General features: G+C 70.8%; 12 protein-coding genes and 2 pseudogenes. 8 read left to right on the forward strand and 6 right to left on the reverse strand.

The window, feature by feature from the left end; translation table 11 throughout:
- A partial coding sequence (locus FNX44_RS14210) for a hypothetical protein (RefSeq protein WP_143648593.1) occupies positions 1 to 494 on the reverse strand: 494 nt, incomplete at its 3' end.
- 135 nt (positions 495 to 629) lie between these two features.
- Between FNX44_RS14210 and FNX44_RS14215 the strand changes: the two genes are divergently transcribed.
- The 3 genes and pseudogenes from FNX44_RS14215 to FNX44_RS14225 all read left to right on the forward strand — a co-directional run bounded on the left by FNX44_RS14215 (position 630) and on the right by FNX44_RS14225 (position 1523).
- Positions 630 to 965: a lysine transporter LysE gene (locus FNX44_RS14215; RefSeq protein WP_143648595.1), complete on the forward strand. Its 336-nt coding sequence runs from the start codon at positions 630 to 632 to the stop codon at positions 963 to 965.
- 8 nt (positions 966 to 973) lie between these two features.
- Positions 974 to 1234: pseudogene (locus tag FNX44_RS14220) on the forward strand (Scr1 family TA system antitoxin-like transcriptional regulator); the annotation flags it as partial.
- Positions 1218 to 1523 (forward strand): annotated as a pseudogene (locus FNX44_RS14225) (DUF397 domain-containing protein). The pseudogenes FNX44_RS14220 and FNX44_RS14225, both read left to right, overlap by 17 nt.
- A 187-nt stretch (positions 1524 to 1710) precedes the next feature.
- Here FNX44_RS14225 and FNX44_RS14230 read toward each other — a convergent pair.
- Positions 1711 to 2286, reverse strand: coding sequence for a TetR/AcrR family transcriptional regulator (locus FNX44_RS14230; RefSeq protein WP_143648596.1), 576 nt, complete (start codon positions 2284 to 2286; stop codon positions 1711 to 1713).
- A gap of 74 nt (positions 2287 to 2360) precedes the next feature.
- On the opposite strand from FNX44_RS14230, the gene FNX44_RS14235 reads away from it, so the two are divergent.
- The 4 genes from FNX44_RS14235 (at position 2361) to pulA (ending at position 11618) form a co-directional block, all read left to right on the forward strand.
- Complete coding sequence (locus FNX44_RS14235) at positions 2361 to 2951, forward strand: dihydrofolate reductase family protein (RefSeq protein WP_143648597.1); 591 nt, start codon at positions 2361 to 2363, stop codon at positions 2949 to 2951.
- 110 nt (positions 2952 to 3061) lie between these two features.
- Positions 3062 to 3523: an SRPBCC family protein gene (locus tag FNX44_RS14240; protein WP_143648598.1), complete on the forward strand. Its 462-nt coding sequence runs from the start codon at positions 3062 to 3064 to the stop codon at positions 3521 to 3523.
- A gap of 819 nt (positions 3524 to 4342) precedes the next feature.
- On the forward strand, positions 4343 to 6037 hold the full coding sequence (locus FNX44_RS14245; RefSeq protein WP_143648604.1) for a carbohydrate-binding module family 20 domain-containing protein: 1695 nt from the start codon (positions 4343 to 4345) through the stop codon (positions 6035 to 6037).
- 235 nt (positions 6038 to 6272) lie between these two features.
- On the forward strand, positions 6273 to 11618 hold the full coding sequence (gene pulA / locus FNX44_RS14250) for a pullulanase-type alpha-1,6-glucosidase (protein WP_143648605.1): 5346 nt from the start codon (positions 6273 to 6275) through the stop codon (positions 11616 to 11618).
- A gap of 66 nt (positions 11619 to 11684) precedes the next feature.
- Here pulA and FNX44_RS14255 read toward each other — a convergent pair whose 3' ends face one another.
- From FNX44_RS14255 to FNX44_RS14270, 4 genes are read right to left on the reverse strand one after another with little or no spacing between them, the layout of a single operon-like run.
- The gene (locus FNX44_RS14255; RefSeq protein WP_143648599.1) at positions 11685 to 12149 is read right to left on the reverse strand and encodes a Cif family virulence factor; all 465 of its coding nucleotides are present in this window, start codon (positions 12147 to 12149) and stop codon (positions 11685 to 11687) included.
- Positions 12146 to 12640 carry a tetratricopeptide repeat protein gene (locus tag FNX44_RS14260; RefSeq protein ID WP_143648600.1) on the reverse strand — a complete coding sequence of 165 codons (495 nt, stop codon included), beginning with the start codon at positions 12638 to 12640 and terminating at the stop codon, positions 12146 to 12148. The genes FNX44_RS14255 and FNX44_RS14260 overlap by 4 nt, the downstream gene beginning before the upstream one ends.
- Before the next feature lie 29 nt (positions 12641 to 12669).
- Positions 12670 to 13194: a hypothetical protein gene (locus tag FNX44_RS14265; RefSeq protein ID WP_143648601.1), complete on the reverse strand. Its 525-nt coding sequence runs from the start codon at positions 13192 to 13194 to the stop codon at positions 12670 to 12672.
- Positions 13195 to 13253: 59 nt separating this feature from the next.
- Positions 13254 to 13442, reverse strand: a complete 189-nt coding sequence (locus FNX44_RS14270; protein WP_143648602.1) for a hypothetical protein — start codon at positions 13440 to 13442, stop codon at positions 13254 to 13256.
- A gap of 298 nt (positions 13443 to 13740) precedes the next feature.
- Between FNX44_RS14270 and FNX44_RS14280 the strand changes: the two genes are divergently transcribed.
- Positions 13741 to 14499 carry a class I SAM-dependent methyltransferase gene (locus FNX44_RS14280; protein ID WP_143648603.1) on the forward strand — a complete coding sequence of 253 codons (759 nt, stop codon included), beginning with the start codon at positions 13741 to 13743 and terminating at the stop codon, positions 14497 to 14499.
- The last annotated feature ends 86 nt before the right edge of the window (positions 14500 to 14585 follow it).

The raw sequence follows: 14585 nt of genomic DNA on the forward strand, positions 1-14585 counted from the left end.
GGGCCGGACCAGACCAGGCCGGCGCCGCCGGGGTGGCTGAGGACACCGCCGGCGGCGGGGTCGCCGCACCACCAGAGTCGGCCGGAGGCGCCGGGGATGGCCAGGTGCTGGCGGGTCTTCGCCGCGTGCAGGGGGACGACCCAGAGGTGGTCGGTCGCCGGGTCGAGGAGTGCGACGTGCAGGCGGCCCCACACGGTGGGGAGGGCGACGGCCTCGCACGGCGTCCAGTGCGCGCGTGTCAGCGCGGCCCGCATGCGCACCGCCAGCAGCCGCGCCCGCACCGCCAGGACGAGGGCCGGGGCGGCGACGGCGGCGGCCTGCACGCCGATCGGCGCGGGGACGGCGTCGAGGGCCACCAGGGTCGGGGCGAGCGCCAGGACCGTCGCCGCCACGGTGGCCCAACGTCGCGCGGTTCTCCGGTAGTCGGCGAGCGCGGCGGCCGTCTCCGGCCGTTCCAGCGCGCACGTGTGGCTGTCCCCGCCCCCGGTTTCCATGGCAGCGACAGTAGTCCGCTGAGATCACGCCCTGATCTCAGCGGGGCCGGAGGCGGTCGGCGGCTCCGTTGCGCGTCGGCAACCATTTCGCCTCGGTGAGGGTCATCCCCACCGAGGCGACGAAAGAGGAGCGCGGTGCGGGTTCGCAGGGCGGCAGAGCGCGTCGGTGAGTTCCTGATCGACACGGTGGGTGAAGCCGTCGCGGAGCTGATCCTCGGGCTGCTCGCCTGCGTTCTGCTCGGCTGTCTGGCTCTGGTCGCCTACCTGAGCTGGTCCTTCAGTCCGCGCTTCAGCATCGCGGGGGCCGGGCTGCTCAGCCTCTTCCTCGCCCATGGTGCCTGGCAGGTCTTCCGTTCCCCGTCGAAGGGCCGCCGCCGGGGCCTCGCCGCCGTGACCGCTGCCGGCTTCACGGCGACCGCCGTGGCGGCCCTCTTCCTGCTGTTCTACGCCGCGGACTGCGGCTGCCTGTGAGGCAGTCCACGATCGTTCAGGTGCTGCCGTTCCGCGCGGGGGCCCATCCGGCGATGGAGGGCGCACTCAAGCTGATGGACTTCAGCGACGCGCCTCCCTTGGTCTACCTGGAGAGCCTGGGGTACGGCCAGTTGGTGGACGATCCGGCGCTGGTCGCGCGTTACCGGCTGTCCTACGATCTGCTGGGGGCCGCCGCGTTGTCGCCGAAGGCGTCCCTGGCCCTGATCACGTCGTTGGCGGAGGAGTACGCCCATGAGGACGATGCCTGATCTCAGCGCCGCGCACTGGCGTAAGTCCAGCCACAGTGGTGGCAGCGGCGGGAACTGCGTGGAGGTCGCCGAGGCGTTCCCCGGCGCCGCACGCTGGCGCAAGTCCAGCTAAAGCGGCGGCGACGGCGGGGACTGCCTGGAGGTGGCGGACGGGCACCCCGGTGTGGTCCCCGTCCGGGACTCCAAGCGGGCCGACGGCCCCGTCCTCGTCCTACCCGCCCCCAGTTGGACCGCCTTTGTCGCAGCCGCCCGCCGAGGCGGCCTCCGGCCGTCAAAAGGCGATGTCTGAGACTTCGGCTGACCGGAACCGGGATCTGACCAGAGAGCTTGAGAGGCTGTCGGCGACGGGCCCTACTGTCGAAGACGTTCTCACTGCCCGTGACGCCGCCCGCGCCGAGCGCGGCGCGGCGGTGCTCAATGCGCCCGCTGATCCGGCGGTTGGGCCGACGACCGGGTGACAGGCGGCCGCAACGGCGTCAGTGGGGGATCAGACGGTCCACGGCGGCGGCGACCATCTCCTCGCTTTCGGCTTCGGAGAAGACGCCGGGCAGGGTGAGTTGTTCGACGATCAGCCAGTTGAACGCGAGGTAGAGGAGCCGGACGGCGGTGGCGTCGCCCGGGAGACCGGCGGCCTCGTGCTGGGCGACGTTGTGCTCGACGTCGGCGCGTACGCGTTCGGTGAGGACGGCGCGTAGTTCGGGGCGGCGGGTGGCTTCGAGGCGGAGTTCGAGGAGCGCCAGGTAGCCGGTGCGGAAGGCGCTGACGCGGCCGATCACTTCGCGCATCAGGGCCTTGTAGCCCTCCCGGTCGTGGGCGCCGGCGAGTTGCTGTTCCGTTGCGGTCTCGTCCGGCGTGAGGCGCTCGTAGACGCGGGAGCCTGCCTGGGTGAGCAGGTCGTCCCGGTTGTTGAAGTAGTTGGAGGCCGTGCCGGTGGGGACGGCGGCCTCGGCGTCGACGGCGCGGAAGGTCAGCCCCCGCGCGCCCTCTCTCGCCAGCACCTCGATCGCCGCGTCGACCAGCGCGGCCCGCCGCGCGTCGTTCCGTCGCGCCATTGACACCACTCCGTTCGTAGTACTACGATTGTAATCACTACAGGCAGAGTACTACGAGTGTGGGGGAATGTTCCATGCGAAAGCTCGTCTACTACGTCGGAGTGTCCCTCGACGGCTACATCGCCGGGCCCGGACACGAGGTCGACTTCTTCCCTTTCGGCGACGAGAAGCAGACCGCCGAGTACATGAAGTGGGGCCCCACGAACTTCCCCGAGACCATCCCGACCTTCGCGCGCGACCAGTTCGGCATCGTGGACGCGCCCAACAAGCGGTTCGACACGGTGGTGATGGGGCGCGGCACGTACGTACCCGGCCTGGAGGCCGGCTTCACCAGTCCGTACGCGCACCTGCGCCAGTACGTCGTGTCCACCACGACGCCGCGCGACATCGACCCCGCCGTCACCGTGGTCGACTCGGACCCGCTCGGCCTCGTCCGCGAACTCAAGAAGGAGGAGGGCGGACTGGACGTCTGGCTCTGCGGCGGCGGCCGGCTCGCGGGCGTGCTGCTGCCGGAGATCGACGAGTTGGTCATCAAGAGCTACCCGGTCATCGCGGGGTCGGGCATCCCGGTGATCAACGGGGAGTTCAGCCCGACACTGTTCGACGTGACCGACCGGGTCACGTTCGACAGCGGCATCACGGTCACGTCCTTCGCCCGCCGGTAAGCCCGCCCACGCGCCGCGCCTCCGCCGCCCGGCTCGCGGCGGGGGCGCGGCGTTTCTACCATGGTGACCAGCACGTTTTCCTGTCCTCCCCGAGCGGAGGGGGCGGTCCGATGACGCGGGAGAGCGAGGCTCTGAGCCTGCGCGTGCGGCGGGTGCTCCACGCCCCGCGTGCGGTGGTGTTCCGTGCCCTCATCGACCCGGACGAACTGGCGCGGTGGTGGGGCCCGGAAGGGTTCACGATCCCGGGCGTGGAACGCGACCTCCGGCCGGGAGGTTCGTTCCGGATCACGATGAGACCCCCGGACGGGGAGGCATTCCACCTGGTAGGCGAGTACCGCCTGGTGGAACCACCGGAACGCCTCTCCTACACGTTCCGCTGGGAGGAACCCGATCCCGAGGACCGCGAGACGGTGGTCGATCTGGCACTCCGCGACCTGCCCGGCGTGGGCTGCGAACTGCACCTGGAGCAGGGCTCGTTCGCCACGCCGAGCCGCCTCGCCCTGCACGAGGAAGGCTGGTCGCAGAGCCTCGACAAGCTCGACCGCCTGCTCACGGCGGAAGGGCGCGCATGACCTGCGCCGACGGCGACGCGCGCCGGCAATCGCCCATACGAGTGACTGCCGACGGCGACGCGCGCCGGCAGTCACTCGTATGGGCGATTGCCGCCACTCACTGGCCTGGGCGAAGGCAGCTACCGGAACATCCTCGGCGAGCGGGTCATCGACTTCCCTGTCGAGGTGCGCTGGCAGCACCCAGACATGCGCCAGGCCAGGCTCCGGGTGATGCCCCAGGTCACCTGGCCTCACTTCCAGGCACCCACGGCGCCTGACTGCTCCGAGGAGACCGTCGCTAACGCTTGGCGTGTCAACCGTTACCCGTGAGCCGACACGAGGACACCGCCTCCTCGCCGCCCATCGCACCTCGTCGTCCACGGCACCTTCGCCGCCCACCGCACCTTCGGCGCCGGTCGCCGGCCTGAGCGCGAGGCCGGGCGCGTGGGGCCGTGCGGGCGGCCCCCGGCCGGCTCAGACCGGCAACTGATGCCCGACCGTAACACCCTGCAAGCTCTTGCAGAAGAGGTTGCCTGGCCGTAACTCCAGAGTTTCCGGGGTGTGTCGGGAACCCTTGACGCGGCAGCGGGCGCCTTCTACGGTCAGCTCGCCGGAAGACTTTCACGCTCTTGCAGTCTTCTTGCAATCTCACTGAACCACCCCGCACAGCCAGTTCCATCCGTCCCACGGGCGCGGCGCGTTGCCCGGAGGCACCCCCACACGTCGGCACTCCCTCAGGCAGGAGACACCGTGGCCTTCAGCTCAACCGCCGGACCGACCACCGAACCGACCGCCGAACCGACCGCCAAGCGGACCCGCAGGCCGGCCGTCGCAAGGACGCTGGCAGCGGCGCTCGCGCTGACCGCCGGAGCGGCGGGCGCGCTCGTCGCGGCGCCCACCGGGGCGCAGGCGGCACCGCCGGGCGGTAAGGACGTCACCGCCGTGATGTTCTCGTGGACGTTCGACTCGGTCGCCGAAGCGTGTACGGACACGCTCGGCCCCGCCGGGTACGGGTACGTGCAGGTCTCGCCGCCGCAGGAGCACATCCAGGGCCCGCAGTGGTGGACGGCGTACCAGCCGGTCAGCTACAGGATCGCCGGCCGGCTCGGCAACCGCAGCCAGTTCCAGTCCATGGTCGACACGTGTAACGGCGCCGGGGTGAAGGTCGTCGTCGACACCGTCATCAACCACATGAGCGCGGGCAACGGCACCGGGACCGGCGGCTCCCCGTACACGAAGTACGACTACCCGGCCGCGCCCTACAGCGACGGCGACTTCAACGACTGCCGCAGCGACAAGATCGACTACCGCGACCGCTACCAGGTGCAGAACTGCGAACTGGTGGGTCTGTCCGACCTGCGCACCGGCAAGGAGTACGTCCGGCAGCGCATCGCGGACTACATGAACGACCTGCTGTCGATGGGCGTCGCGGGCTTCCGCATCGACGCGGCCAAGCACATGCCGGCCGCCGACCTGGCCGCGATCAAGTCCAAGCTCAGCGACCCCAACGCCTACTGGAAGCAGGAGGCGATCCACGGCGCGGGCGAGGCCGTCGACCCGAGCGAGTACCTGGGCAACGGCGACGTACAGGAGTTCCGCTACGCGCGTGAGCTGAAGCAGGTGATGAACGGCGGCCGCCTCGCCGACCTGCGAAGCTTCGGCGAGGGCTGGGGCTTCATGGAGTCCGGCAAGTCCGCCGTCTTCGTGGACAACCACGACACCGAGCGGGTCGGCGACACCCTCAGCTACAAGGACGGCGCCCGCTACACGCTGGCGAACGTGTTCATGCTGGCCTGGCCGTACGGCTCGCCGGACGTGCACTCCGGCTACGAGTGGAGCGACAAGGACGCCGGACCGCCCAACAACGGTCGGGTGAACGCCTGTTACACCGACGGCTGGAAGTGCCAGCACGACTGGCGGGAGATCTCCGCGATGGTCGGCCTCCGCAACGAGGCGCGCGGCCAGTCGGTGACGAACTGGTGGGACAACGGCAGCAACGCGATCGCCTTCGGACGGGGCTCCAAGGCCTACGTGGCGATCAACCGCGAGGGCAGCCCGCTCAGCCGCACGTTCCAGACGTCGCTGCCCGCCGGTGAGTACTGCGACGTGCAGAGCGGCCGCGCGGTGACGGTGAACGGTTCCGGCCAGTTCACCGCGACGCTCGGCGCGAACACCGCGCTCGCCCTGCACACCGGCGCGCGCAGCTGCGGCGGCAACGGTGGCGGCGGCCAGGACCCGGCAGACGGCGGCGTCTCCTTCAACGTGAACGCCACCACGCAGTGGGGGCAGAACATCCACGTGGCAGGTAGCTGCCAGCAGCTCGGCGGCTGGAACACCGGCACCGCGCCGAAGCTGGACCCGGCCGCGTACCCGGTGTGGAAGGGCTCGTTCCAGATCCCGGCCGGTACGACCTGCCAGTACAAGTACCTCCGCAAGGACGCGGGCGGCGCGGTGACCTGGGAGGGCGGGACGAACCGTTCCTTCACCGTCCCGTCCGCCGGCACCGCCACGCTGAACGACACCTGGCGGAACTGACCGCGCGGCCCCCGCCGCGCGCAAACCCGCCACGCGGACCGCACGCAACCCGCCGCGCGGAACACGCCGCGCGGCCGCACGACCGGCCGTCCGACCCGTCGACCACCCCGCCGGCGGGTCGGACGTGCTGCACGTACGCCCGTTCCCGTCCCTCCGAGGAGACCGATCCGTGAGAGGCACACCCGCGCGCAGAGGCGTGGCCGCAGGCATAGCGGCGACACTTCTGACGACGCTGATGACCGCGGCGGCGGCACCCGCCAAAGCCGCACCGCCACCCCCGCGCCCACCGTCCGACGCCGCGCTGGCGGCGCTCGCGGCCGAGTCGAACCGGCACGACCTGACCAGGGAGCAGTTCTACTTCGTCCTGCCGGACCGCTTCGCCAACGGCGACCGCTCCAACGACCGCGGCGGGCTCACCGGCGGCCGCATGACCACCGGCTACGACCCGACGGACAAGGGCTTCTACCACGGCGGTGACCTCAAGGGCATCACCCGGAAGCTGGACTACATCAAGGGTCTGGGCACCACCGCGATCTGGATGGCGCCCATCTTCAAGAACAAGCCGGTGCAGGGCGAGGGCAAGGACGCCTCGGCCGGCTACCACGGCTACTGGATCACCGACTTCACCCAGGTCGATCCGCACTTCGGGACCAACGACGACCTGCGCAAGCTCATCAAGGCCGCCAAGGCCCGCGGCATGAAGGTCTTCTTCGACGTCATCACCAACCACACCGCCGACGTCGTCGGCAACAAGGAGCAGGCGTACTCCTACCTCTCCAAGGGCGCCTTCCCCTACCTCACCAAGGACGGCAAGCCGTTCGACGACACCGACTACGCCGACCGGGCAGCCGGCAAGCGCTTCCCGAAGGTCGACCTGAACTCGTTCCCGCGCACGCCCGTCGTACCGGCGGCCGAGAGGGACGTCAAGGTCCCCAAGTGGCTGAACGACCCGACGATGTACCACAACCGGGGCGACTCCACCTTCGCGGGCGAGAGCAGCGAGCAGGGTGACTTCTTCGGCCTGGACGACCTGTGGACGGAACGCCCCGAGGTCGTCGAGGGCATGAAGAAGATCTACCAGCGGTGGGTGCGGGACTTCGACATCGACGGCTTCCGCATCGACACCGTCAAGCACGTCAACATGGAGTTCTGGACCCGGTGGGCCGGCGCGCTGGACGCCTACGCGGCCAAGCGCGGGAAGAAGGACTTCTTCATGTTCGGGGAGGTCTACTCCTCGGACCCGGCCGTCAACGCCCCCTACGTCACCCGGGGTCGCCTCGACGCGACGCTCGACTTCCCCTTCCAGGACGTCGCCCGCTCCTTCGCCTCCCAGGGCGGCTCCGCCAAGCGGCTGCCCGGCCTCTTCGAGCAGGACTACCGGTACACCACCGGCCGCTCGAACGCCTACAACCAGGTGACGTTCCTCGGCAACCACGACATGGGCCGCATCGGAACGTTCCTGCGCCAGGACAACCCGAAGGCCGACGAGCGCGAGCTGCTGAAGCGCGCCACGCTCGCCAACGAGCTGATGTTCCTCAGCCGGGGCAACCCGGTCGTCTACTACGGCGACGAGCAGGGCTTCACCGGCGCCGGCGGCGACAAGGACGCCCGCCAGACCATGTTCGCCTCCCGCACCCCGGACTACCTGGACGACAAGGCGAACAAGCAGCTCGGCACCGCCCGCACGCACGCCGAGGACAGCTACGACACCCGTCACCCCCTCTACCGGTCGATCGCCGAACTCGCCAAGCTGATCAAGGCCCACCCGGCGCTGCGCGACGGCACGCACACCGACCGGTACGCCGACGACGGCGCCGGCGTCTACGCCTTCTCCCGCACGGCGGCGGGCCCGTCCCGCGCCCGCGCCCACGAGTACGTCGTCGCCGTCAACAACGCGACCACCGCGAAGACCGTCGAGCTGACGACGGACTCCGCGCGCACGACGTTCCGCCACCTCCACGGCCGCAAGGGCACCGTACGCAGCGGCGCGGACCGCACGATCACGCTCACCGTGCCCGCGCTGTCCAGCGTCGTCCTGCGCGCCGACGGTCCGACGGCCGCGACCGACGCCAGGCCCGGGCTGAAACTGACCGCCCCGGCGCCCGGCGCCACCGGCACCGTCGAGCTGGACGCCGACGTGACCGGCGGACGTCTCAACCGCGTCGTGTTCGCCGCGCAGATCGGCAACGGCCGCTGGCAGACGCTCGGCACCGCCGACCGCGCCCCGTACCGCGTCACCCAGCACCTCGGCCGGGACATCGCGCCTGGAACCGCCCTCCGTTACACGGCCGTTGTCGTGGACAGCGCCGGCCGCGCCGCCTCCGCCACGGCCACGAGCACCACCGGCCGCCCACCCGCGCCCGAGGTGCCCTCCGCCGTCGAGCGCGACTACGCCGTCGTCCACTACCGGCGCCCCGACGGCGACTACGACGGCTGGCAGCTCCGCTCCGGCGACCGCACCGCCGACCTCGTCGGCCGCGACGCCTTCGGCGCGTTCGCCTGGCTGAAGCTGCGCGACGGCGAGTCGACGTCGAAGCTGCCCTTCACCCTCGTCAAGAACGGTGACACGGACGGCCCCGAGCGCACCATCGATCTGACAGCAACCGGTCAGGTCTGGGTCACTCAGGGTGAGGACAAGATCGCCGAAGAGGCACCCGAAGGCGTCTACCCGCCGCAGGACAAGTCCAAGGCCGTCATCCACTACCACCGCCCGGACGGCGACTACGACGGCTGGGGCCTGCACACCTGGACCGGCGCCGCCGAGCCGACCGACTGGTCCAGGCCGCTGATGCCGACCCGCCGCGACGCGTTCGGCGCCACCTACGAGGTGCCGCTCGCCGACGGCGCGACCTCGCTCAGCTACATCATCCACAAGGGCGACGACAAGGACGAGTCCGCGGACCAGTCGATCGACCTCGCGACGTACGGCAACGAGGTGTGGAAGCTCAGCGCCACGCCCGGTTTCCTGCTGCCGAGCACCGGCGGCGCCGCCGACCTCGACCTGACCAAGGCCGCCGCCCAGTGGATCGACCGCGACACCGTCGCCTGGAAGATCAAGGCCACCGACGCCACCAGCCAGCAGCTCGTCTACGACGCGAAGGGCGGCATCAACGTCACGCCCGGCGGCGCGCTCTCCGACGAGGGCCGCTGGCTGCGGCTACACCCCGTCGAGGGCGGCCTCACCGAGGCCCAGCGCGCCAAGTACCCGCACCTGAAGGACTACTCCGCCTTCACCGTCGACCCGCGCGACCGCCACCGCGTCCGCGAGTCCCTGCGCGGCCAGATCGTCGCCACCCAACGGGCCGCGAACGGCGCCCTGTCGGCCGCCACCGGCGTCCAGCTCCCCGGCGTGCTCGACGACCTGTACGGCGCGAAGGCCGCCGACGCCGAACTCGGCCCGGTCTTCGACACGAAGCGCCGCCCCACGCTGTCCTTGTGGGCGCCCACCGCGCAGCACGTCGCACTGGAACTCGACGGCCGCACGGTCGCCATGCGGCGCGACCACACCACCGGCGTCTGGAGCGTGCGCGGCAACCGGAGCTGGCAGGGCAAGCCCTACCGCTACCACGTCCGCGTCTGGGCGCCGACCGTCCAGAAGATCGTCACCAACAAGGTCACCGACCCCTACTCCACCGCCCTGACCGCCGACTCCGCGCGCAGCCTCGTCGTCGACCTCGACGATCCGAAGCTCGCCCCGGCCGGCTGGCAGCAACTGGCCAAGCCGAAGCACGTCCCGCTGCGCGACGCGCAGATCCAGGAACTGCACGTCCGGGACTTCTCCATCGCCGACCGCACGGCCCGGCACACCGGCAAGTACCTCGCCTTCACGGAGAAGAACTCCGACGGCATGAAGCACCTGCGGAAGCTCGCCGACTCCGGCGCCTCCTACGTGCACCTGCTGCCGACGTACGACCTGGCCACCGTCCCCGAGAAGCCGCGCGACCAGGCCAAACCCGACTGCGACCTGCCGTCGCTGGCGCCCGACTCGCCGAAGCAGCAGGAGTGCGTCGGTGAGGTGCGCGAGCGCGACGCCTACAACTGGGGATACGACCCGCTGCACTACACCGTGCCCGAAGGCTCCTACGCCACCGACCCGAACGGGACGCGGCGGACCGTCGAGTACCGGCAGATGGTCAAGTCCCTCAACGAGGCCGGACTGCGCGTCGTCCTCGACGTCGTCTACAACCACACCTACGCCGCCGGCCAGGACGAGAAGTCCGTCCTCGACCGCGTCGTGCCCGGCTACTACCAGCGGCTGCTGGAGGACGGCAGCGTCGCCACCTCAACCTGCTGCCCCAACACGGCGCCCGAGCACACCATGATGGGCAAGCTGACCGTGGACTCGATCGTCACCTGGGCCCGGCAGTACAAGGTCGACGGCTTCCGCTTCGACCTCATGGGCCACCATCCGAAGGAGAACATCCTCGCCGTCCGCAAGGCCCTCGACCAGCTGACACCCGCCAAGGACGGCGTCGACGGAAAGAAGATCATCCTGTACGGGGAGGGCTGGAACTTCGGCGAGGTCGCCGACGACGCCCGCTTCGTCCAGGCCACCCAGCAGAACATGGCCGGTACCGGCATCGCCACCTTCTCCGACCGGGCCCGCGACGCCGTACGCGGCGGCGGCCCCTTCGACGACGACCCCGGCGTGCAGGGCTTCGCCAGCGGCCTCTACACCGAACCCAACAACTCGAAGGACAACGGCACACGCGCCGAGCAGCGCGCCCGCCTCCTCCACTACCAGGACCTCATCAAGGTCGGCCTCACCGGCAACCTCGCCGACTACACCTTCACCGACACCGCCGGCCGTACCGTCAAGGGCTCCGACGTCGACTACAACGGCTCACCCGCCGGCTACGCCGCCGCCCCCGGCGAAGCCGTCGCCTACGCCGACGCCCACGACAACGAGACCCTGTACGACGCGCTCGCCTTCAAACTCCCCGAGCGCACGTCCGCCGACGACCGGTCCCGCATGCAGGTACTCGCCATGGCCACCGCCGCGCTGTCCCAGGGCCCCGCCCTCAGCCAGGCCGGCAGCGACCTGCTGCGGTCCAAGTCCCTGGACCGCAACTCCTACAACTCCGGCGACTGGTTCAACACCATCAACTGGGACTGCCGACAGGGCAACGGCTTCGGCCGCGGCCTGCCGCCCGCCTGGGACAACAAGGACAAGTGGCCATACGCCAAGCCGTTGTTGACCCAGCCGGCACTCACCCCCGGCTGCGCACAGATCAACGGTGCCTCCGCGGCCTACCGCGACCTGCTGCGCATCCGCTCCACGGAGAAGGCGTTCTCCCTGAACAGCACGGCGAAGGTGCAGCGCGCGCTGTCCTTCCCGCTGTCCGGGACCAACGAGACGCCGGGCGTCATCACCATGCGCCTCGACGACCTGGTCGTCATCTTCAACGCCACACCCGAACAGCAACGCCAGACCCTGCCGGGCCTGGCCGGCAGCGCCCACCGCCTGCACCCCGAGCAGGCGAACGGCTCCGACCCGACGGTGCGCGCCTCGAAGTACAACCGGACGGACGGCACGTTCACCGTCCCCGGCCGCACGGTGGCGGTCTTCCAGGCGAAGTAACCGCAGACCACAACAGCCAGGGCCATCCGATCGGCATCGGATGGCCCTGGCCACGTTGCGGCAGCCTCAGGAGGACGGCCGCTCCGTATCAGCGGTCGGCCCCTTGACGGCGCCGTCACCGGCATCAGCGGGAAGCACCCACCAGCCGTCGTCCTCGGTGAGCTGCACGTACTCGGGGTGACCGCCGTCACCGGACTTGTCGAAGCCGCCCAGGCGCAGGGAAGCGACCTTTGGACTTACGTCCTGCGTGACGTCGACGACCTTCAGCCTGACACCGTCCCCCAACTCACCGAGCAGCCGCGACGCCTCAGCCTCGCGCCGATCCTCGGAGTACGTAGGTGCGAAGAGGTCCCGCAACGCCTGCCCGTTCTTGCTGTTGAGCGCCTCGACGTACGCCTCCGCCGCCGCGCGCGGCGACTCCGCACCCGCAGGGCCGCCGCCCGATGCAGCACACGCCCCCGACAGCAGGACGCCGGCGAGCACCAGCGGCACCACGTCGCGCCTACAGGACCAGCCCGACCGTCGGGTCACCGGCGTACGTCCCTGGCGTAGCGCGCGACGGCGCCGCTGTACTGGGGGAGGTGGCGCGCGAGCGCACCGAGGGTGAGGGCGGCGGCTTCCCGTTCCCGGCCGAGGTCGATCAGTGCCAGGGCCAGGAAGGCGTCAACGGCGTCATCGAGCTGGTCCTGGCCGTTTCCCTTCTCCTCGGTCAGCAGCCGGACGCTCTCGGACGCCTCTCCGAGGTTGCGCAGGGTGCTCGCGAGCTGGATCACCGCCTGCCGTCGGCGCTCACCGCCGAGCCCACCGGCCAGCGCGGCACGGTAGTGTCGCACGGCCTCCGCTTCCAGATCCGTGGCGTCGCAGGCGGACGCCCACTCGAAGAGGCCGACCGGATGTCCCTCGGGCAACTCGTGTACCAGTTCGGCGATCTCACGGCGGAAGTCGACCGGGCCGACGGTGGGGAACTCCTCCCACAGCCGCGTGCATCGGGCTTCCCAGCCCGTGGGGATCTCGGCAGGCATCGTCACATCCAACACGACCCGAGCGCGGTTCAGTTCCCGGCGGTGAGGCCGTGCCAGTAGGCGGCGGACGCGGAGGTCTGGCGGATCACCCCGTCCGGGGCCGGGGGCGCGGGCCAGAACTGGAGGAGGTAGCGGTCCACCGTCAGGTCACCCTCCAGGATCTCGGACTCCCGCTCCCGAGCCTCGTCCATGCCGAGCGCGCAGTAGCGGACGCGGTGGTCGCGGACGTCCAACCGCGTCTCGCACAGTGCCCCGTCACCCCAGGGGACCACCGCCAGCCGGGATGAGACAGGACGGAAGGAGACCTCGACGACCTCCTCCCAGTGGTCCTCGATCGGCGGTGATGTGTCGTGGAGTTCGACTGTCAGGCCGACCGTCCCGGTGTGCAGGCCGGTGACGAGGAAGAGCGCGCCGGGGGTCGTCGCTATGCACAACCCGTTGCGCTGTCCGGTGCGGCCGCCGAAGTCCACGTGGTCCTCCGTGCCGCTGACGACGTCGAACTGACAGTAGTGGACCCGCAGTTCACCGTCGTAGACCGTGCGCGGCGTGGTCATCTCCCCACCTTCCGTTGACTCGGAAGGCCAGTCTTCCCGCCGGGTCTGACAGTCCGGGGTCAGGTGATCCAGATGACGTAGGCGCTGGCGGCGCCGACGACGAGGGAAGAGATCATGAGGGCGCGGCCGGTTCGGCCGATCAGAGTCTCCTCGAAGTCGGGCCTTGAGGACCCGATCCGGGCGCCGGCCGCGTAGCAGCTTGCGACGCCGAGCACGAGGAGCCCGAAAGCGGCGGGGACGAACACCACGGCTGACGGCCTCCAACCGACAGGTTCAACGTCGTCGCGCCCGATTCGGGTGACCGGCACCCGGGTTCCGGGACTGTGCAGCTCGCTTCTTCACCGTGGCGGCACTCGCCGCCGCACTGGACGTCTCGCTGGACCGGCTGGCCGCCGCGTGCGCGGCACCGGCGGCGGACGACCCGCGCGAACAGGCGCCCGCGGCCTGAGGCACCGGGCGGCCGCGGGCTGGGCGCCGGGCGGCCGCGGGCCCCCAGGAGGGCCGGCGTTCCGGCGCGGTGGGGGCGGGAGCGCCTACGCTTCCCGCATGGCATCTGTCGAGGAGTCGGAGTCCGGGGGCGGGTCGCGGTTCTACGGGGAGCTGGCGCACTGGTGGCCGCTGATCTCGCCGGTGGCGGAGTACACCGAGGAGGCGGAGTTCGCCGCCGGGCTGCTGGAGTCGGCGGAGATCCCCGTGCGGGAGGTGCTGGAACTCGGCAGCGGCGGCGGCCACAACGCGTTCCACCTGCGGGCGCGCTTCGACATGACGCTGGTCGACCTCTCGGACCAGATGCTGGAGGTGTCGCGGCGGCTGAACCCGGGCGTGCCGCACATGCGGGGCGACATGCGGCACGTACGGCTCGGCCGGCTCTTCGACGCCGTCTTCGTGCACGACGCGATCGACTACATGACCACGCGCGGCGACCTGCTCGCCGCGTTCCGCACCGCGCACGCGCACCTGCGCCCCGGCGGGGTCGCCGTCTTCCTCCCGGACCACGTCGCCGAGGCCTTCCGCCCCGAGACGGACTGCGGCGGGAGCGACGCCGACGACGGCAGCGGCATCCGCTACCTGGAGTGGACATGGCGCCCGACGGACGCCCGGGACATCGCCCGCACCGAGTACACGTTCACCATCCGGTCGGCGGACGGCGGGATCCACGTCGTGCACGAGACGCACGAGTTCGGCCTGTTCCCGACGAGGGACTGGCGGCGCCTCCTGATCGAAGCCGGCTTCCGCGTCGAGACGGCCCGCGAACCCGCCGACACCCCCCGCACCGCCTTCGTCGGCCACCTCCCCCGGGTCTGACGCCACGGGTCTGGCACCACGGGTCTCACCAACCCGTGGTGCCACCGGCGCTCAGCAGGATCGGGAGGGCGCCCAGGACCGCCGAG

The sequence above is a fragment of the Streptomyces alkaliterrae genome, from assembly GCF_007097205.2.
Taxonomy (GTDB): domain Bacteria; phylum Actinomycetota; class Actinomycetes; order Streptomycetales; family Streptomycetaceae; genus Streptomyces; species Streptomyces alkaliterrae.

Coding starts and splice junctions, on each gene's coding strand:
- FNX44_RS14230 (WP_143648596.1), bottom strand. CDS start 2,286: ATGGCGCGACGGAACGACGCGCGGCGGGCCGCGCTGGTCGACGCGGCG.
- FNX44_RS14235 (WP_143648597.1), top strand. CDS start 2,361: ATGCGAAAGCTCGTCTACTACGTCGGAGTGTCCCTCGACGGCTACATC.
- FNX44_RS14240 (WP_143648598.1), top strand. CDS start 3,062: ATGACGCGGGAGAGCGAGGCTCTGAGCCTGCGCGTGCGGCGGGTGCTC.
- pulA (WP_143648605.1), top strand. CDS start 6,273: ATGACCGCGGCGGCGGCACCCGCCAAAGCCGCACCGCCACCCCCGCGC.
- FNX44_RS14260 (WP_143648600.1), bottom strand. CDS start 12,640: ATGCCTGCCGAGATCCCCACGGGCTGGGAAGCCCGATGCACGCGGCTG.
- FNX44_RS14265 (WP_143648601.1), bottom strand. CDS start 13,194: ATGACCACGCCGCGCACGGTCTACGACGGTGAACTGCGGGTCCACTAC.
- FNX44_RS14280 (WP_143648603.1), top strand. CDS start 13,741: ATGGCATCTGTCGAGGAGTCGGAGTCCGGGGGCGGGTCGCGGTTCTAC.